We start from the raw sequence: 19212 nt of genomic DNA on the forward strand, positions 1-19212 counted from the left end.
CTCAGACCTCGCCAATATCGATGATGATGTTGCCGTCGGCGTCCGAGCGCGCTCGGTCACCGGGTTCGAGCACGGTGGTGGCGTCCATCTGCTCGAGGATCGCCGGGCCTTCGATGACCGCGTCGAGCGGCAGCTTTTCGCGTGCGTATACCGGCGTGTCGTGCCAGCGCCCGCCATACCAGACCGGCCGGATCTCGCGCCGCGCCTCGTCCAGCGTTTTTCCGCGCCCCGCCGGATCGATCAATCGCGACAGGTCGATCGCGGGCCGCACACCGGTCACCGAGGTGTTGAGGTTGACCAGGTTGGCGCGGATTTCCGGCAGTTCGACCTTGAAGCGGGCGAAATAGGCCTTTTCGAACAGGTTTTGCAGCTCGTGCCTAGTCACCGACGAGGATGGCAATGGCACATTGATAATGTGGGTCTGGCCGACGAACTGCATGTCGGCGGAGTGGCTGACGCGGATCGTCTCCGGCTTCACCGCTTCTTTGCCGATCAGCTCCTCGCCTTCGATTCGATGCCGTTCCAATATGGTGTGGAGCTGGGTTTCATCGAGAACGGCAACCGGCTGGTTGATGGTGTTGACGAAGTCATGGCGCAGGTCGGCGACGACGCAGCCGAGTGCGTTGGTGATGCCTGGCCGCGCCGGCACCAGCACTTTCGGCAGGCCGAGTTCGCGCGCCAGGGCCGTCGCATGCAGCGGCCCGGCGCCGCCGAAGGCGAACAGCGCGAAATCACGCGGATCATGGCCGCGCGACACCGAGACCATGCGGATGGCGCCGGCCATCTTCATGTTGCCGAGCCGCAGCACCGCGCCCGCCGCCTCGACGCCGGACAGGCCGGTCGCCTTGCCGATCCTGTCCTCGAAGATGCCGGTGACGCGCTCGACGGTGACCGGATTTTCGACCGCCAGCAGCTTCTTCGGTGCCAGCCGGCCGAGCACCAGATTGGCGTCGGTGATGGTCGGCTCCAGGCCGCCGCGCCCGTAGCAGATCGGGCCGGGATTGGCACCGGCGCTTTCCGGACCGATCTGGATCAAGCCGGCCGCATCGACGCGAGCGATCGAGCCGCCGCCGGCGCCGACCGTGTGCACCGCCACCATCGGCACATGGATCGGCATGGCGTATTCGATCTCGATCTCGTTCGACACCGCCGGCTCGGCGTTGCGGATCAGCGCCACATCGGTCGAGGTGCCGCCCATGTCGTAGGTGACGAGGTTTTCGAAGCCGGCGCGTTTTCCCGTATAGGCGGCGGCGATGACGCCCGAAGCCGGACCGGACATCACGGTCTTGGCCGACTCACGTGTGACGAAGCGGGCCGAGATCATGCCGCCATTGCCGTTCATGATCAGGAAGTCGCGGGCATAGCCTTTTGCCCCCAATTCCTTGCGCAGCCGCTCGACATAGCGCTCGAGGATCGGCTGCACGGAGGCGTTGACCGAGGCGGTGACGCCGCGCTCGAATTCGCGCGCTTCCGACAGCAGCGCATGGCCCGACGTGATGTAGCCGTTCGGCCAGAGCTCGGCGGCGATCTCGGCGGCGCGCCGCTCATGCGCAGGGTTGGCGTAGGAATGCAGGAAATGAATGACGAGGGATTCGCAACCGGCCTGGATCAGCGTCTTCACCGCCGCGCGCATTTCGGCCTCGTCGAGCGGCGTGCGCACCGTGCCCGACGCCTCGACGCGTTCCGAGACTTCGAGCCTGAGATTGCGCGGGATGATCGGTACGAAGCTGCCGGTCATGCCATAGGCCTGCGGCCGTGTGCGCCGGCCGAGCTCGATCACGTCGCGAAAGCCGCGTGTGGTGATCATGCCGGTTTTCGCCAGCCGGCGCTCGAGCACCGCATTGGTGGTGGTGGTCGTGCCGTGCACGATGAGGTCGATGCCGTCGATCGGAAATCCGGTGGCACCGAGCGCCGACACGACGCCGAAAGCCTGGTTGTCGACCGTGGTCGGCGTCTTGGCGATATGCACCCGGCCACCGTCGCGGCCGTCGATCAGAAGCAGGTCGGTGAAGGTCCCGCCGACATCGATACCGGCAACCACATTTCCCAGGGAATCGCGCGCTTGCGCCGAAAAATTCTCTTTCATTGTCGAAACCCGAAATGCCCGGACTACGGATATGCGTCAGTTTGGAAAGGTGTTTTACGCTGGTATCTTGACGCAAATATCGTTTGTATACTAATAAATTCCGGACACAAGAGCTTACCGCTTTGGAGTGTGCAGACAGCACGCCGAAACCTGAATGGTTCGGGCGCGCAGGTGAAGGTTTGGTGCCCGCGTTCGGAATTGGGCCAGAAGGTTGGATTTGATGAACACCACATCCGCACTCAACATCGCCGGCGCCCGCCCGCTGCAGTTTCCGATTCCGGCCAATGTCTATGCCGAGACCGTGGTCTCGGTGAAGCACTATACCGACCGGCTGTTTTCGTTCCGCATCACCCGGCCGCAGTCGCTGCGCTTCCGCTCCGGCGAGTTCGTCATGATCGGCCTGCCCAATGCCGAGAAGCCGGTGTTCCGCGCCTATTCGGTGGCGAGCCCGGCCTGGGACGACGAGCTGGAATTCTTCTCGATCAAGGTGCCGGATGGCCCGCTGACCTCGGAACTGCAGAAGATCCAGGTCGGCGACACCGTCATCATGCGCCAGAAGTCGACCGGTACGCTGGTCGTCGACGCGCTGACGCCGGCAAAACGCCTGTTCATGATCTCGACCGGCACCGGCATCGCGCCCTTCGCCAGCCTGCTGCGCGACCCCGACACCTACGAGAAGTTCGAGCAGGTCATCCTGACGCACACCTGCCGCGACAATGCCGAGCTCACCTATGGCCAGGAGTTGGTGGCGGCGCTTGAAAGCGATCCGCTGATCGGCGAGCTGACCGGCGGCCGCGTCACCCTCTACAATTCGACGACCCGCGAAGACTCGGCACGCATGGGCCGCATCACCGCGCTGATTGGATCCGGCAAGTTCTATACCGATCTCGGCATCGACAAGCTCAATCCGGAAACCGACCGGATCATGATCTGCGGTTCGATGCACATGCTGAAGGACGTCAAGGAGCTGGCCGAAAGCCTCGGCTTCGAGGAAGGTTCGCTGCATCATCCGGCGAGTTTTGTTGTCGAACGCGCTTTCGTCGGCTGAGCCGGGCGCCGACGCCTCAATCTGCATTTTGACCTTTCGGTCAAAAACCAGCTGCATCCGCAGCCTTTTTCAGCTATGAGCGGCTAAGGCACGTCGCGTCGACTGACGCGACGTGCCTTATGTTTTTGTCGATGCATGTCGTTGTCCCAAAACCGCTGCGCACTTTTGGGCGACATGCATTAAGGGACTCGTGAAGGACGACTTCGCGGGCTATCTTCGGCATGATCGCTGAATGAAAGGGCAGGAGATGAGCAGCACAATCCGCGAAGCCGAGCTTGGTGCCGGCGCGTCGAAGGTGACGCCGCTGCCGGCGCGTGCCGCCGCCAACACTCCCGTCCCGCCGGACCACCGCATTGCCCGCAACCCTGGCATGAAGCTCGATCTCGGCTTCATGGAATCGGTGCGCAGCGTCAACCGCTCGGCGCTGGAACGCCGCGTCGCCAGCCTGACCAAGCGACGCTCGATCAAGGCTGACAACCAGGCAGCCTGGCTGCTGCGCGCCGTCGCCTGCATGGATTTGACGACGCTGAATTCCAACGACACCGAAGAACGCGTGCGCCGGCTGTGCGCCAAGGCGATCAATCCGTTCCGCCGCGACATCGTCGAGGGGCTCGGCATCGCGGGCGAGACGATCCGGCCGGCGGCCGTCTGCGTCTATCATCCGTTCGTCGCCACCGCCGTCGACGCCGTGCGCGGCACCGGCATCCATGTCGCCGCCGTCTCCACCGCCTTCCCGCACGGCCTTGCGCCGCTGTCGACCCGCCTGCAGGAGATCGAGGCCTCGGTGAAGGACGGCGCCGACGAGATCGACGTCGTCATTCCGCGCGGGCTGGTGTTCGGCGCCAAGTGGCGGGAGCTCTACAATGAGATCGTCTCGATGCGCGCCGCCTGCGGGGACGCGCATCTGAAGGTCATCCTCGGCACCGGCGACCTCGCCACGTTGCGCAATGTCATGCTGGCCTCGATGGTGGCGATGATGGCTGGTGCTGACTTCATCAAGACTTCGACCGGCAAGGAAAGTGTCAACGCGACGCTGCCCGTTGGTCTCGCCATGGTGCGCGCCATCCGTGCCTATTTCGAGGAGACCGGCTATCTCATCGGCTTCAAGCCGGCCGGCGGCATTTCCACGGCAAAGGCTTCGCTCGACTGGCTGGTGCTGATGAAGGAAGAGCTCGGCCGGCCGTGGCTGGAGCCGGACCTGTTCCGCTTCGGCGCCTCGAGCCTTTTGACCGACATCGAGCGGCAGCTCGAGCATCACCTGACCGGTCACTATTCGGCCAATCATCGCCACGCGATGGCTTGAGCGACCCACCCGATCGGCTTGCCGATCGACCCCTCCCCACAAGGGGGAGGGTGAAGGAGGCACCTGATGAACATTCTCGACCGCTATCACGCCATGGAGTACGGCCCGGCGCCGGAAGCCCCCAACGAGGCCGATGCGTGGCTCGCCGCGCGCGACTTCGGCAAGGCGCTGTTCATCGGTGGCGACTGGAAAGCCGCTGCCGGCGGCAAGACCTTCGACACCAATGAGCCGTCTTCCGGCAAGCTGCTGGCCAAAGTGTCCGATGCCAATGCCGCCGATATCCACGCGGCGGTTTCGGCCGCAGCCAAGGCGCTGCCGAAATGGGCGGCGTCTTCAGGCTACAGCCGAGCGAAAGTGCTTTACGCCATCGGCCGCGCCATGCAGCGCCACCAGCGCCTGTTCGCGGTGCTGGAATCGATCGACAATGGCAAGCCGATCCGCGAAAGCCGCGACATCGACGTGCCGCTGGCCATCCGCCATTTCATCCACCACGCCGGCTGGGCGCAGGCGCTGGACAGGGATTTCCCCGGCCACAAGGGCGTCGGTGTCGTCGGCCAGATCATCCCGTGGAATTTTCCGCTGCTGATGCTGGCCTGGAAGATCGCGCCGGCGCTTGCCGCCGGCTGCACCGTGGTGCTGAAGCCGGCCGAATTCACGCCGCTGACCGCCATCCTGTTCGCCGAGATCTGCGAACGTGCGGGCGTGCCGAAGGGTGTCGTCAACATCGTCCAGGGCGGCCCGGAGGCCGGCGCGGCCATCGTCAACCATCCCGGCATTCAGAAGATCGCCTTCACCGGCTCGTCGGAAGTCGGCAAGATCATCAGGAAAGCCACGGCGGGCTCAGGGAAAAAACTGTCGCTGGAGCTTGGCGGCAAATCGGCCTTCATCGTCTTCGAGGATGCCGATCTCGACAGCGCTGTCGAAGGGCTGGTTGACGGTATCTGGTTCAACCAGGGCCAGGTCTGCTGCGCCGGCTCGCGGCTGCTGGTGCAGGAAGGCATCGCCGATGCCCTCATTGCCAAGGTCAAGACGCGGATGAGCCGGCTGCGCGTCGGCAGCCCGCTCGACAAGAACACCGACATCGGACCACTGGTCGACGCCACACAACTCGACCGGGTCAAGGGTCTGGTCGCCGAAGGCGCCAGACAGGGCGCCGTCTGCTGGCAGCCGGACGCCGCGCTGCCGTCCTCCGGCTACTACCATTTGCCGACGCTTGCCACAGGTGTTTCGCCGGCTAATATCTTGGCGCAGGAAGAGGTGTTCGGTCCGGTTCTGGCGACCATGACCTTCCGCAACACCGAGGAAGCGATCGAGCTCGCCAACAACACGCGCTATGGGCTGGCCGCCTCGGTGTGGAGTGAAAATGTCAATCTCGCCTTGCATGTCGCGCCGCAGTTGAAGGCCGGCGTCGTCTGGGTCAACGGCACCAACATGTTCGACGCCGCCTGCGGTTTCGGGGGCTACCGCGAGAGCGGTTTCGGCCGCGAAGGCGGGCGCGAAGGCATGTTCGAATATCTCTCGGCAAAACTGCCGCTCGGCCCGGCCATCAAACCCGCGACGGTCTCGGCACAGCCTGTCGAGCAGTCCGACGGCGGCACGATCGACCGCACGGCAAAGCTTTTCATCGGCGGCAAGCAAGTGCGGCCGGACGGCAATTATTCACTTGCCATCGCAACCGCCAAGGGCAAGCTCGCCGGTGAAGTCGGGCTCGGCAGCCGCAAGGATATCCGCGACGCCGTTTCGGCGGCGCGGGGCTGCAAGGGTTGGCCGGAGGCGACTGCCTACAATCGGTGCCAGGTGCTTTACTATCTGGCCGAGAACCTTTCCGGCCGCGCCGGCGAGTTTGCCAACCGTCTCACCGAGCTCACCGGCGCCAGCGCCAAGGCGGCACGCGACGAGGTCGACCAGTCGATCGAGCGGCTGTTCCTCTATGCCGGCCTTGCCGACAAGTTCGAGGGCCGGGTGCACCAGCCGCCGGCCCGCGCCGTGACACTGGCATTGCACGAGCCGGTCGGCGTCGTCGGCATCGTAGCACCCGACGCCTCGCCGCTGCTCGGCCTGATCTCGCTGATTGCACCAGCGCTCGCCATGGGCAACACCGTGGTCGCGGTGCCGTCCGAACGCTATCCGCTGCTCGCCACCGATCTCTATCAGGTCATCGAATATTCCGACGTTCCGGCCGGCGCGATCAACATCGTGACGGGCCGCACGGCCGAACTTGCCGGCGTGCTGGCCAAGCATGACGATGTCGACGGGCTCTGGGTGTTCGCCGATGCCGAGACCTGCGCCAAGGCGGAGGCCGAATCCATCGGCAACCTCAAGCGCGTCTGGAGCGGCAACGGCCGCGGTCTCGACTGGGCGTCCGACGAAGCCGCCGGCGACGCCTTCCTGCGCCGCGCCATCGAGGTCAAGAACGTCTGGGTGCCTTACGGCGACTAATGCATGTCGCCCAAAAGTGCGGAGCGGTTTTGGGGCAACGACATGCATCAAACGCGCTTTGAGCAGTTTCGGCGCCGCTGCCGCGATGGTGACCGTGTTCGGGCTTGACGCCCGGATGCATGTTCTTTAACGAGAAAAAACATCTTTATCTGTGGGCTAACAGGCGCGCAGGCCGCATAGTGGCGTCCGACTGGCCCATGACGCCCCGGCCGACAGCCGATAGACCCGAACGATCCCAAGCGGACGAGGAGAAGAAGCATGGCGGATCTGGCAGGCAAGGTCGTTGTCGTCACGGCAGCGGCGCAAGGCATCGGCAAGGCGAGCGCGCTGGCCTTCGCCAAGGCAGGTGCCGTCGTCCATGCAACCGACATCAACGAAGCACTTCTCGCCGAACTCGCCAAGACTTCCGGCATCAAGACCCGTAAGCTCGATGTGCTCAATGACGAGGCCGTCAACGCCGCCTTTGCCGAGATCGGCAAAGTCGACGTGCTGTTCAACTGCGCCGGGTTCGTCCATTCCGGCTCGATCCTCGAGATGAAGGACGCCGATCTCGATTTCGCCTTCAACCTCAACGTCCGCGCCATGATCCGTACCGTAAGGGCCGTTCTGCCCGGCATGCTGGAGCGTGGTGACGGATCGATCATCAACATGTCTTCGGTTGCCGGCGCCGGCAAAGGCGTGCCGAACCGCTTCGCCTATGGCGTCACCAAGGCCGCGGTCATTGGCTTGACGAAGGCGATTGCCGCCGACTATGTCGGCAAGGGCATACGCTGCAACGCCATTTGCCCCGGCACGGTCGAAAGCCCGTCGCTGCAGGATCGCATGCATGCGCAAGGCGACTACGATGCCGCCCGCGCTGCCTTTATCGCCCGCCAGCCAATGGGCCGGCTCGGCACGCCGGAGGAAATCGCCGATCTCGCCGTCTACCTGGCCGGCGCCACCTATACGTCCGGACAGGCCTATAATATCGACGGCGGCTGGTCGATCTGAACCATTCTGACTGAGGAGACACACCATGAAGCTGCTGCGCTATGGCGAGGCAGGGAGCGAACGCCCCGGCCTGCTCGATGCGGATGGAACGATCCGTGATCTCACCGGCCACGTCACCGACATCGGCGGCAAGGCGCTCGATCCGGCGGCGCTGGCGACGCTGGCCAAGCTCGATCCGAAGTCGCTGCCTGCGGTTTCCGGCAAGCCCCGCATCGGCGCCTGCGTTGCCGGCACCGGCAAGTTCATCTGCATCGGCCTCAACTATTCCGACCACGCCGCCGAGACCGGCGCCACCGTGCCGCCCGAGCCGATCATCTTCATGAAGGCAAGCTCGGCCATCGTCGGACCGGATGACGACGTGCTGATCCCGCGCGGCTCGGTGAAGACCGACTGGGAAGTCGAACTGGCCGTGGTCATCGGCAAGACCGCCAAATATGTCAGCGAAGCCGACGCGCTCGATTATGTCGCCGGCTATTGCGTCGCCCACGACGTGTCCGAACGCGCCTTCCAGGCCGAGCGGCAGGGACAGTGGACCAAGGGCAAGTCCTGCGACACGTTCGGGCCGATCGGCCCGTGGCTGGTGACCAAGGACGAGGTCGCCGACCCGCAGAACATCAAGATGTGGCTGACGGTCAACGGCAAGACGATGCAGAACGGCTCGACCAAGACCATGGTCTACGGCGTCGCTTACCTGGTGTCCTATCTCAGCCAGTTCATGTCGCTGCACCCGGGCGACATCATTTCGACCGGCACGCCGCCCGGCGTGGGGCTCGGCATGAAGCCGCCTGTGTTTTTGAAGGCTGGTGATGTCGTCGAGTTGGGTATCGAGGGCCTGGGACAGCAGAAGCAGACGTTCAAGGCTGACGTGTAGGCGTCTCTCCACCTTCTCCCCTTGTGGGAGAAGGAAAGACCTGCCGCGCTACGCGCGCCCTACTTCAGCACCTTCCCATCCGCGCCAAACCGATAGGTTTTCGCCGGGTCCGGCGTCGCATAAAGCGTGGCGCCGGGTTCGGCGTCGTAGACGCCGAAGATGCGTACAGTGATCAGTCCGGCCTTCTCGCAGTCGAGATAGAGGTTGGTGTCGGCGCCGAGATGCTCGGCGTGGACGACCGTACCCTTCCAGGCACCGGATTTGGGATCGACGGTCAGATGTTCCGGCCGCACGCCGATGGTCTTGGCTGTCTCGCCCAGGCGGGCTCCATCGACGAAATTCATCTTCGGCGAGCCGATGAAGCCGGCGACAAACTCGTTTGCCGGCGAATTGTAGAGCTCCATCGGGCCGCCGATCTGCTCGATCCGGCCGGCATTCAGCACCACGATCTTGTCGGCCAGCGTCATCGCCTCGACCTGGTCATGGGTGACGTAGATCATCGTCGCCTTCAGCCGGCGGTGCAGCTGCGCGATTTCCAACCGCGTGTTGACACGCAGTGCCGCGTCGAGGTTGGACAATGGCTCATCGAACAGGAACAGCTTGGGTTCGCGCACCACGGCGCGGCCGATGGCGACGCGCTGGCGCTGGCCGCCGGACAGCTCGGCCGGCCGCCTTTCGAGATAGGGCTCCAGCGACAGCATCGACGAGGCGATGCCGATGCGGCGCTCGATCTCGGCCGCCGGCGTGCCGGCCTGCTTGAGGCCGAGGCCCATATTGTTCTTCACCGTCAGATGCGGGTAGAGCGCATAGGTCTGGAACACCATGGCGATGCCGCGCTTGGCCGGCGGCGTGGCGGAGACATCCGCGCCGTCGATGACGACGCGGCCCGAGGTCGAATCCTCCAGCCCGGCAATGACCCTGAGCAAGGTCGACTTGCCGCAGCCCGACGGGCCGACGAAGACGACGAATTCGCCATCATTCACTTCGAGGTTGATGCCCTTCAGCACCTCGACCGGCCCGAAGGCCTTCTTCACGTTCTCGATGTTCAGCGAGCCCACGGCTTCGTCCCTGTTCTAGAGTTTGATGGCGGCGCCGCTGCGCACGCTCTCGTCTGCGGCAAGGCAGACGGCGAGCGATTTCACAGCGTCGTCCATATGTTTGGTGAGATCCAGATCCTCGCGGATCGCCTTCAGCACGAAGGCCTGTTCGAGATCGCAGAGATCCTGATGGCCGGGTTCGCCTGCCATCGACAGCATCTCGTCAGGCTTGACGAACTTGCCGTCGGGGCGGGTCGCGGCACTGTGCAGGCGGATGGTCGAGGTCTTGGTGTGGGTGTCGATGTCATCGGACTTCACCCCCTCCTTCATGACGATCGACACGCAGCCATTCGGTGAGATGACGTCCTTCACGAAGAAAGCGGTTTCCGAAATCATCGGACCCCAGCCGGCTTCGTACCAGCCGACCGAACCGTCATCGAACAGCACCTGCAAATGGCCGTAATTGTACATCGTGGGCGCGACATCTTCGGTCAGCCGCAGCCCCATGCCGCGCACCTCGACCGGCTTCGCGTCGGTGATCTGCAGCATCACGTCGAGATAGTGCACGCCGCAGTCGACGATCGGCGAGGTCGTCTTCATCAACTGCTTGTGCGTTTCCCAGGTGTGGCCGGAGGATTGCTGATTCAAATTCATGCGGAACACGTAGGGGCCGCCGAGCTTGCGCGCCTCGGCGATCAGCCGGACCCAGGACGGGTGATGGCGCAGGATGTAGCCGATCACCAGCTTCCGGCCGTTGGCCTTGGCCGCGGCGACGACGCGTTTTGCGTCGGCCACCGTCGTTGCCAGCGGCTTTTCGACGAAGACGTGGCAGCCGGCCTCGAATGCCTTCACCGCATAGTCGGCATGGCTGTCGGAATAGGTGGCGATGCAGGCGACGTCAGGCTCTTCATCGCGCAGCGCCTCGTCGAAGGAACGGCGGATGCCGTAGCCCGACAGCCCGTCCGGCAGCGGCACGTCGGAACGGTTGATCAGGGCTGCGATCTCAAACCCCGGATTGGTGTGATAGGCCAGCGCATGGCTGCGGCCCATATTACCGAGGCCGGCGACAATTACCCGTAGAGGATTTGGGACGCGAAGGGGGGTTTGCGAACTCACTTGACGGCTCCAGACGTGATGCCGCGGATCAGCTGCCGCGAGAAGATGACATAGAGGATCAGCACCGGCATGATCGCCAGCGACAGGGCGGCCAGGATGGCGTTCCAGTTGGTGACGAACTGACCGAGGAACAATTGCGCGCCGAGGGTCACCGTTTTGGTCTCTTCCGACGGCGCCAGGATCAGCGGGAACCACAGATCGTTCCAGATCGGGATCATGGTGAAGACGGCGACCGTCGCCATCGATGGCCGCACCAGCGGCAGCACCAGCCGGAAGAAGATGGTGTATTCGGACAGCCCGTCGATGCGGCCGGCGTTCTTCAAATCGTCGGACACCTGCTTCATGAATTCCGACAGGATGAAGACGGCGAGCGGCAGGCCTTGCGCGGTGTAGACCAGGATCAGCGCCGTCAGCGTGTTGACCAGGCCGCTCGCCACCATCAGCTGCAGGATGGCGACGGTGCCGAGGCGGATCGGGATCATGATGCCGAGCGCCAGATAAAGCCCCATCAGCGAACTGCCGCGAAAACGGTATTCCGACAGCGCGAAGGCAGCCATGGCGCCGAACAAAAGCACGAAGAACAGCGACGCCACGGTGACGACGAGGCTGTTCTGGAAATAGTGGATGAAGTCGCCCTGGCCGATCACCGTGGTGTAGCCGATCAGGTCGAAGGTCTTGGGTGTCGGCGGCGTCAGCGGCGCGCCGAAAATGCCGGCGCGCGACTTGAACGAGTTCATGATGACGAGGATCACCGGGAACAGCGCGATCGCCGTGTAGGTCAACAGGATCGCGTGGGCACCGATGGTGCGGGGCAGGGAACGGGTTGCGGTGCTCATCTCGTGCCTCTCAGAACTGGTAGCGACGCAGGCGCGTCTGCACGAGGAAGAGATAGACGCAGACGCCGCCGAGGATGATCAGGAACATCATCGTGGCGATCGCCGCGCCCATGTTGGGGTCGCCCACCTGGAGCTGGAAGCCGAAGAAGGCGCGGTAAAGGAAGGTGCCGAGAATATCGGTCGAATAGTTCGGCCCGGCGAGCGCGCCTTGCGCGGTGTAGATCAGGTCGAAGGCGTTGAAGTTGCCGACGAAGGTGAGGATCGAGATGATGCCGATCGACGGCAGGATCAGCGGCAGCTTGATCTTCCAGAACTGCGACATGCCGGTGATGCCGTCGCATTCGGCGGCTTCGATCACCTCTTCGGGGATCGACAGCAGGGCGGCATAGATCAGCATCATCGGAATGCCGACGAACTGCCACACCGAGATCAGGCTGAGCGCCGTCAGCGCGTATTCTTCCTTGCCCAGCCATGGCGTGAACAGGCTTTTCAGGCCGACGAGATCGAGCAGATGCGGCGCCACGCCCCATAGCGGCGAGAGGATCAGCTTCCAGGCGAAGCCGACGATGACGAAGGACAGGATGGTCGGCACGAAGATCGCCGTGCGGTAGAAGGCCGAGAATCTCAGTCTCGGGCTGGACAGCAGTGCCGCCAGCATCACGCCGATCGGGTTCTGCACCAGCATGTGGATGATGAAGAACCAGACATTGTTGCGGAGCGCGTTCCAGAAATTCACCGACCAGTTGGGGTCGCCGAACAGCGTGCGGAAGTTTTGCAGCCCGACGAATACCTGGTGCTGCTCGATGTTGCGGAACAGCGACAGCTGCAGCGTGCCGGCCAGCGGCAGGATCATGATCGCCGTGTAGACAAGCAGCGCCGGCGCCAGGAAGACGCCAATGTGCCAGCGGAACGGTCGTTTCGGTCGAATTTCTGCGGCCATGAGTTCGGTCCCCGCCGTCTCTCGGTTCCAAATGGGAGTTGATCTAGATGACGCCTCGATGCACGGCCCGAATGTCCTTCCGGTGCAGGAAGGACAAAGGCTTGCGACAGGTCAGCCAGCCTTTCCCCACGAAGGGAGGGTAAGGCCGAGAGGCGGTGCCGACAATCGCTATCTGAAAAACCAGGATAGTCCGAGACCGGCCAGGCATACGCCCGGCCGATCTCGCTGCCTGAGCTCTTACTTCGCCGGCTTGTACCAGCTGTCGAGGCCGGTCTGCAGCTTCTTGGCGGCAGCTTCCGGCGTGTCGGTGCCGTTGATGACGTTGGCCGATTCAACCCAGGTCTCGTTCTCGAGGTTCGGCGTGCCGCGCGACAGGATCTGGTAGGTCGAGCGGATCGTCGACTTGCACTTGCCGCGCCAGGAGACGAATTCCTGCGCCAGCGGGTCCGCCATCTTCACCGGCGAGGAGTTCAGGCTGAAGAAGCCCGGCAGCGCGTTGGCGTAGATGGTGGCGAAGTCCGGCGAGGCGACCCAGGACAAGAAGGTCTTGGCCGCATCGGCGTTCTTCGAAGCCGCATTCAGACCCATGCCGATATCGGTATGGTCGGAGATGTAGCAGGTGTCGCCGGCCTTCTCGACCGGTGGCGGGAAGGCGCCCATCTTGAACTGGGCCTGGGTGTTGAACAGGCCGATTTCCCACGAGCCGGCCGGGTAGATGGCGGCGCGGCCAAGGGTGAACAGGTTCTGGCTGTCCGGATAGGTCTGTGCCTCGAAGCCGTCGCCGAGATACGGCTTCCACTTGGCCAGTTCCTCATACGGCGCGACCCAGTCCTTGTCGGTCAGCTTCTGGTCGCCCTTGATCAGGGCCGCGCGGCCATCCTCGCCCTTCCAGTAGTTGGGGCCGATGTTCTGGTAGCCCATGGTCGCGGCTTCCCAGAGATCCTTGGTGCCCATCGCCATCGGGATGTAGGTGCCGTCGGCCTTGATCTTGTCGAGCGCGGCGAAGAACTCGTCGCGGGTCTCCGGCACCTTGATACCGAGCTTGTCGAAGGCGTCCTTGTTGTAGATGAAGCCGTGGATGACCGAGGCCATCGGCACGCAGAAGCTCGCCTTGCCGTCGTCGGTCTGCCAGGCGGACTTGGCCACCGGCGAGAAGTTCTCCATGCCGGGCAGCGCCGAGAGGTCGGCGAGGTTGCCCTTCTTGTACAGTTCAAGCGACTTGTCGAACGGGCGGCAGGTGATCAGGTCGCCCGCCGAGCCGGCGGCGAGCTTGGCGCCAAGGGCGGCGTCGTACTCGGTCGGCGCCGATGGTGCGAACACCACCTTGATGCCGGGGTTCTTGGCTTCGAAAGCCGGGATCAGCTTATCCTTCCAGATGGCAAGGTCGTCGCCGCGCCAGCTTTCGATGTTGAGCGTTACGTCGGCGGCATAAGCCACCCCGGCCGAGCCGAGAATGCTGGTGCCCAAAAGCAGTGCCGTCAGTAGTTTCGTTGTCATGCTCAGTCTCCCTGTTGACCTTTTTCAGGTTCGGTTTTGATGAGAACAGAGGCAGTGCGCCCCTTGCTCCCCTCGATCGCGGAAAGCGCCGGCCTCAGCTTCTGGCCGGTTCCTTCCAGCAGTTTCTCCGCCGCATCGGCGCTGTCGGCGCCGGCGGCGAGCAGAATGGCGGTCTTGACCGCGCCGCCGCTCTTCTCGAGCAGGCGCGCCGCTTCGTCCCTGCCGCGCCCGCTGACGGCGGCGACGATGCGCGCCGCGCGGTCGCGCAGCTTGATGTTGTCGGCCATCAGGTTGACCATGTAGCCGTCATGCACATGGCCGAGATGGACGGCGGTCAGCGTCGACAGCATGTTGAGCGCGATCTTCTGGGCGGTGCCGGCGCCCATGCGTGTCGAACCGGCAATCAGTTCCGGCGGCGTTTCGAGCAGGATCGCGGTTTCGGCCTGCCGCAGCAGAGCCGAGTCCCGGTTGTTGGCAATGCCGATGGTGGCGGCACCGCGACGAGCGGCTTCCTCGATGGCCCGCACCGCATAGGGCGTGGTGCCGCTGGCGGAAATAGCGATCAGGCAGTCGCCCTTGCCGATGCCGGCATTGATGACGGCTGCTGCGGCCTCCTCGGTATCATCTTCCGGCCCGCCGGCCAGCGTCCGGAAGGCTTCGTCGCCGCCGGCGATCAGGATGGCGATGCGGTCACGGTGAATGCCGAACGTACCGGGCAACTCGAGCGCGTCGGCCAGCGCCATCAGGCCGGAACTGCCGGCCGCGGCATAGGCAAGCTTGCCGCCGCCCTTCAGTCTACCCGCGATGATCTCGGCTGCCCTGGCGATTTCGGGAATGGCATTGTGCACGACCTTTGCAGCCTCGATCTGCGCATCGGCTAAAGAAGAAAGGATGGCGTCCGGGGCCTGGATATCCAGCCCCTCGGCATTCTGGTGAAGCGCTTCGGTGCGCGTTTCGGCCATCCCGGTTCCTCCAATTCGGAAAACAATACCAAAAAAATACCACTTGTCCACATGCATTAACGAATTCGCTGACCGGAAATCGCTGAGTCGACGAAATATGTAGGTTTTTCAATAAAATACGGCTTAATCTTTTTGAAACGCAAATTAATCCTTGGCTATTGGTATATTATTGGTATTATCCGCCCGGAGGAGAAATCGCGTGAATTTCGTGCTCGGTATCGATGGCGGCGGCACCAGCTGCAGGGCCGCCCTGGCAACTGCGGATGGCGCCGTTGTTGGCCGCGCCAAGAGCGGCGCCGCCAACATCCGCACCGACCTGACCGGTGCCCGGTCGAACATCGTCGAGGCCGCGCGGCAGGCGTTCATCGCCGCCGGGCAGGATCCGAACCTGATTCCGCAGACACCGGCCATTCTCGGCCTCGCCGGCGCCAATGTCGGCACCTACCGGCAGCAACTCGAGGCCATCCTGCCGTTCAGCATCAGCCGCGTCGAGACCGACGCCGAGATCGCGCTGGAAGGCGCTGTCGGCTCCGGCGACGGCGCCATGGCGATCCTAGGCACCGGCACCGCCTATATGGCACGCAAGAACGGCAAATCGCGCGCCATCGGCGGCTGGGGGTTTCAGGTCGGCGACCAGGGCAGCGGCGCGCGCATCGGCCGCGACCTGCTCGAACAGACATTGCTCGCCTATGACGGCGTCCGCCAGGGCTCACCGCTGACGCAGAGCATGCTCGCGGTCTTCCGCAACAATCCTGAGGACGTGGTCGAATTCACCACCAACGCCAAGCCCGGCGATTTCGGCGGCTTCGCGCCCAAGGTGTTCGAGCATGCCGAAAAAGGCGACAGCGTCGCCAACTGGATTTTGGACAGGGTGGTCGCCGATGTCGAAGCCGCGCTCGGCGCGCTCGACCTCGCCGACGACGCGCCGCTATGCCTGCTCGGCGGGCTGGCGCCGCTCTACGCGCCGCGCCTGTCGGCGCGCTACCGGGTCCTGCTGAAGCCGCCGCTCGACGATGCGCTGGGCGGCGCGGTGCAGATGGCGGCCCGCCTTTTTACCGGGACAGCGGAGGCGGCTCGATGAGCGATGCCGCCGACCAGATCTTCGCCACGCTGAAACAGTCGTCGCAAAGCGGCGCGCCGCTCTATCTGCAACTGCGCAAGAGCATCGAGGACGCGGTCAATCGCGGCCTGATCGGACCGGGCGACGCGCTACCCTCCGAGCGCGACATCGCCACCAAGGCCGACATTTCGCGCGTCACCGTGCGCAAGGCGGTGCAGGACCTGGTCAAGGGCGGCATCCTGGTGCAACGCCACGGCTCCGGCACGTTCGTGGCGCCGCGCATGGAACGCGTCGAGCAATCGCTGTCGCGGCTGACCTCGTTTACCGAGGACATGGCGCGGCGCGGCATGGCGGTGCGTTCGGCCTGGCTCGACCGCGGCCTTTACGCGCCCTCGCCGGACGAGATGATGGTGCTCGGCCTGTCGTCGAACGAACTTGTGGCGCGGGTGGCGCGCCTGCGCATTGCCAACGACACGCCGCTGGCGATCGAACGCGCGTCGCTGTCGGCCAGCGTGCTGCCCGACCCGGCGGGGATAGGCTCCTCGCTCTATGCGGCGCTGGAATTGACCGGCAACCGGCCGGTGCGGGCGGTGCAGCGCATCTCCGCCGCCAATCTCGGCGACGGCGACGCGCGCCTGCTCGAAGTGCCGCCGGGAATTGCCGGCCTGCACATCGAACGCATTTCCTATCTGGCGAGCGGCAAGGTGATCGAATTCACCCGCTCCATCTACCGGGGCGACGCCTATGATTTCGTCGCCGAACTGCGGCTGACAGGGCCGAGCGAAGAGGGCCGACCATGACTGCAGAGCCGACTGAGCCGACGATGTCGACTGAGATGACCCATATGCGGCGCGAGATCGAAGAGATCCCGCAGGCCGTCGCCCGCCTGCTCGACGGCTCCGGCGCGGTGCTGAGCGAGGCCGGGCGCGGCATCCGCGAACGTGACCCACAGTTTGTCGTCACCGTGGCGCGCGGTTCGTCCGACCATGCCGCCACCTTCATGAAATATGCCGTCGAGCTCACCGCCGGACTTGCCGTCGCTTCGGTCGGTCCGTCGATCGCCTCGATCTATGGAGCCAGGCTCAGGCTCGGCGGCTCGGCCTGCCTGGCGATCTCGCAGTCGGGCAAGAGCCCCGACATCGTCGCCATGGCCGAGGCCGCGCGAGCCGGCGGCGCGCTGACCATCGCCATAACCAACACCGCCGATTCGCCGCTGGCCCGCGCCTCGGACTACGCGATCGATATCCTGGCCGGGCCGGAGCGCAGCGTGGCAGCGACCAAGACCTTCATCAATTCCGCCGTTGCGGGCCTTGCCTTGATGGCGCATGCCACCGGCGACGAGGCCCTGCTGGCAGCACTTTTCCAATTGCCCGAGCATTTCCACAAGGCGATCGCCTGCGACTGGATGACGGTGCTGTCCGAGACGATCGAGAAGCAGAAGTCGCTGTTCATCCTCGGCCGCGGCCCGTCGGCGGCGATGGCCAACGAGGCGGCGCTGAAATTCAAGGAGACCTGCGGCATGCATGCCGAGGCCTACAGTGCCGCCGAAGTCATGCATGGCCCGCTGGCACTGATCGGCCCGGACTTTCCGGTGCTGGCGCTGGCCGCGCGCGATGCATCCGAACCGTCCGTCGCCGAAGCCGCCGACAGCCTGGCGGCCAAGGGAGCGCCGGTGTTCGTCACCTCCGCACTTGCCCAGCGCGCTGTGCGCCTGCCGCATGTCGCCACCGGCCATCCGCTGACCGATCCGCTGACGCTGATCGTCTCCTTCTACATGTTCGTCGAGGCCTTCGCCCGCCATCGCGGCCTCGATCCGGACACGCCACGCAATCTTCGCAAGGTGACGGAGACCGTATGAGCGACCGCTTTGCCCTGACTGGCGCCCGCATTTTCGATGGCGACGACTGGCATGACGGCCACGCACTCGTCGTGCGTGACGGTCTCGTCGAGGCCATCCTGCCCACAGGCGCCATTCCCTCCGACATCCGCGTCATCGAGACCGGCGGCGGTATGCTGGCCCCCGGCTTCGTCGACCTGCAGGTCAATGGCGGCGGCGGCGTCATGCTCAACGACCACCCCGATGTCGCCTCGATCGAAACCATTTGCCGGGCACACGTGCCCTTCGGCACGACGGCGTTGCTGGTGACGCTGATCACCGACACGCCCGCCATCACCACCGCCGCCATTTCTGCCGGCGAAACAGCGGCGCTGCGCAAGCTGCCGGGTTTCCTCGGCCTGCATCTGGAAGGACCGCATTTGTCGATCGCCCGCAAGGGCGCGCATGATCCGGCGCTGATACGGCCGATGACGGACGCCGACCAGGCGACGTTGGTCGCGGCGCGGCAAAGACTGCCGGTGCTGCTCACCACCATAGCACCGGAATCCGTCGAACCGGTGCGCGTCTCGGCGCTGACCAGGGCCGGCACCATCGTCAGCCTCGGCCATTCCGACACCGGCTACGCCACGGCCAGCACCTTTGCCGCGGCCGGTGCATCGATGGTCACCCATCTGTTCAACGCAATGAGCCAGATCGGCAACCGCGAGCCCGGGCTGGCGGGTGCGGCCATCGACATCGGCACCTTGTCGGCCGGTATCATCGCCGACGGCATCCATGTCGATCCCGCCACCATCAAGATCGCGCTGCGCGCCAAGCAGGGACCGGCCCGGATCGTGCTGGTCACCGACGCCATGGCGACGATCGGCACCGACATGACCTCGTTTACGCTCAACGGCCGCACCATCTATCGCAGGGATGGCAGCCTTCGGCTCGCCGACGGCACGCTGGCGGGTGCGGATCTCGACATGATCTCGGCTATTCGATACGTCCACCGGGTTGTCGGACTGGACCTGTCGGAGGCGTTGCGGATGGCCTCGCTCTATCCGGCGCAGGCGATCGGCCAGTCGCACCGGCTCGGGCGCTTCGCCAACGGCACGGCGGCGGACATTGTCGCACTGTCGAACGATCTCGATATCAGAAACGTCTGGATCGGCGGCGACAGGGTTTTTTCAACCGATAGCGCGAGGTGA

Annotated in this window: 16 protein-coding genes; 9 read left to right on the forward strand and 7 right to left on the reverse strand. The window is 64.5% G+C overall.

Annotated features, from left to right (window positions below; all coding sequences use genetic code 11):
* Position 1 precedes the first annotated feature (1 nt).
* On the reverse strand, positions 2-2086 hold the full coding sequence (locus AC1D10_RS01625; RefSeq protein ID WP_477268524.1) for a hydantoinase/oxoprolinase family protein: 2085 nt from the start codon (positions 2084-2086) through the stop codon (positions 2-4).
* A 220-nt stretch (positions 2087-2306) separates the two neighbouring features.
* On the opposite strand from AC1D10_RS01625, the gene AC1D10_RS01630 reads away from it, so the two are divergent.
* The 5 genes from AC1D10_RS01630 to AC1D10_RS01650 all read left to right on the forward strand — a co-directional run bounded on the left by AC1D10_RS01630 (position 2307) and on the right by AC1D10_RS01650 (position 8737).
* The gene (locus tag AC1D10_RS01630) at positions 2307-3134 is read left to right on the forward strand and encodes a ferredoxin--NADP reductase (RefSeq protein WP_477268526.1); all 828 of its coding nucleotides are present in this window, start codon (positions 2307-2309) and stop codon (positions 3132-3134) included.
* Positions 3135-3381: 247 nt separating this feature from the next.
* The gene (deoC, locus tag AC1D10_RS01635; protein WP_477268528.1) at positions 3382-4437 is read left to right on the forward strand and encodes a deoxyribose-phosphate aldolase; all 1056 of its coding nucleotides are present in this window, start codon (positions 3382-3384) and stop codon (positions 4435-4437) included.
* Between the two features lie 66 nt (positions 4438-4503).
* Positions 4504-6876, forward strand: a complete 2373-nt coding sequence (locus AC1D10_RS01640; RefSeq protein WP_477268530.1) for an aldehyde dehydrogenase family protein — start codon at positions 4504-4506, stop codon at positions 6874-6876.
* Between the two features lie 258 nt (positions 6877-7134).
* Positions 7135-7866, forward strand: a complete 732-nt coding sequence (locus AC1D10_RS01645) for an SDR family oxidoreductase (protein WP_477268532.1) — start codon at positions 7135-7137, stop codon at positions 7864-7866.
* Positions 7867-7891: 25 nt separating this feature from the next.
* Positions 7892-8737 carry a fumarylacetoacetate hydrolase family protein gene (locus AC1D10_RS01650; protein WP_477268534.1) on the forward strand — a complete coding sequence of 282 codons (846 nt, stop codon included), beginning with the start codon at positions 7892-7894 and terminating at the stop codon, positions 8735-8737.
* A gap of 59 nt (positions 8738-8796) precedes the next feature.
* Here AC1D10_RS01650 and AC1D10_RS01655 read toward each other — a convergent pair whose 3' ends face one another.
* The 6 genes from AC1D10_RS01655 to AC1D10_RS01680 all read right to left on the reverse strand — a co-directional run bounded on the left by AC1D10_RS01655 (position 8797) and on the right by AC1D10_RS01680 (position 15125).
* Positions 8797-9795 carry an ABC transporter ATP-binding protein gene (locus AC1D10_RS01655; protein WP_023810856.1) on the reverse strand — a complete coding sequence of 333 codons (999 nt, stop codon included), beginning with the start codon at positions 9793-9795 and terminating at the stop codon, positions 8797-8799.
* A 15-nt stretch (positions 9796-9810) separates the two neighbouring features.
* Entirely contained in the window at positions 9811-10890 is a 1080-nt protein-coding gene (locus tag AC1D10_RS01660; RefSeq protein ID WP_477268536.1) for a Gfo/Idh/MocA family protein, read from the reverse strand.
* Complete coding sequence (locus AC1D10_RS01665; protein ID WP_477268538.1) at positions 10887-11726, reverse strand: carbohydrate ABC transporter permease; 840 nt, start codon at positions 11724-11726, stop codon at positions 10887-10889. The genes AC1D10_RS01660 and AC1D10_RS01665 overlap by 4 nt, the downstream gene beginning before the upstream one ends.
* Before the next feature lie 10 nt (positions 11727-11736).
* Entirely contained in the window at positions 11737-12666 is a 930-nt protein-coding gene (locus AC1D10_RS01670; RefSeq protein ID WP_477268540.1) for a carbohydrate ABC transporter permease, read from the reverse strand.
* Positions 12667-12903: 237 nt separating this feature from the next.
* Entirely contained in the window at positions 12904-14163 is a 1260-nt protein-coding gene (locus AC1D10_RS01675; RefSeq protein WP_477268542.1) for an ABC transporter substrate-binding protein, read from the reverse strand.
* A gap of 2 nt (positions 14164-14165) precedes the next feature.
* Positions 14166-15125, reverse strand: a complete 960-nt coding sequence (locus AC1D10_RS01680; protein WP_477268544.1) for an N-acetylmuramic acid 6-phosphate etherase — start codon at positions 15123-15125, stop codon at positions 14166-14168.
* 199 nt (positions 15126-15324) lie between these two features.
* On the opposite strand from AC1D10_RS01680, the gene AC1D10_RS01685 reads away from it, so the two are divergent.
* From AC1D10_RS01685 to nagA, 4 genes are read left to right on the forward strand one after another with little or no spacing between them, the layout of a single operon-like run.
* Entirely contained in the window at positions 15325-16206 is an 882-nt protein-coding gene (locus AC1D10_RS01685; protein WP_477268546.1) for a glucosamine kinase nucleotide-binding domain-containing protein, read from the forward strand.
* On the forward strand, positions 16203-16985 hold the full coding sequence (locus AC1D10_RS01690) for a GntR family transcriptional regulator (protein WP_379093883.1): 783 nt from the start codon (positions 16203-16205) through the stop codon (positions 16983-16985). Before AC1D10_RS01685 ends, AC1D10_RS01690 begins: the two co-directional genes overlap by 4 nt.
* A 23-nt stretch (positions 16986-17008) precedes the next feature.
* Positions 17009-18043 carry an SIS domain-containing protein gene (locus AC1D10_RS01695; protein ID WP_477269804.1) on the forward strand — a complete coding sequence of 345 codons (1035 nt, stop codon included), beginning with the start codon at positions 17009-17011 and terminating at the stop codon, positions 18041-18043.
* Positions 18040-19212, forward strand: a complete 1173-nt coding sequence (gene nagA, locus AC1D10_RS01700; RefSeq protein ID WP_477268549.1) for an N-acetylglucosamine-6-phosphate deacetylase — start codon at positions 18040-18042, stop codon at positions 19210-19212. Before AC1D10_RS01695 ends, nagA begins: the two co-directional genes overlap by 4 nt.

Source organism: Mesorhizobium sp. P2_A8 (assembly GCF_056404935.1).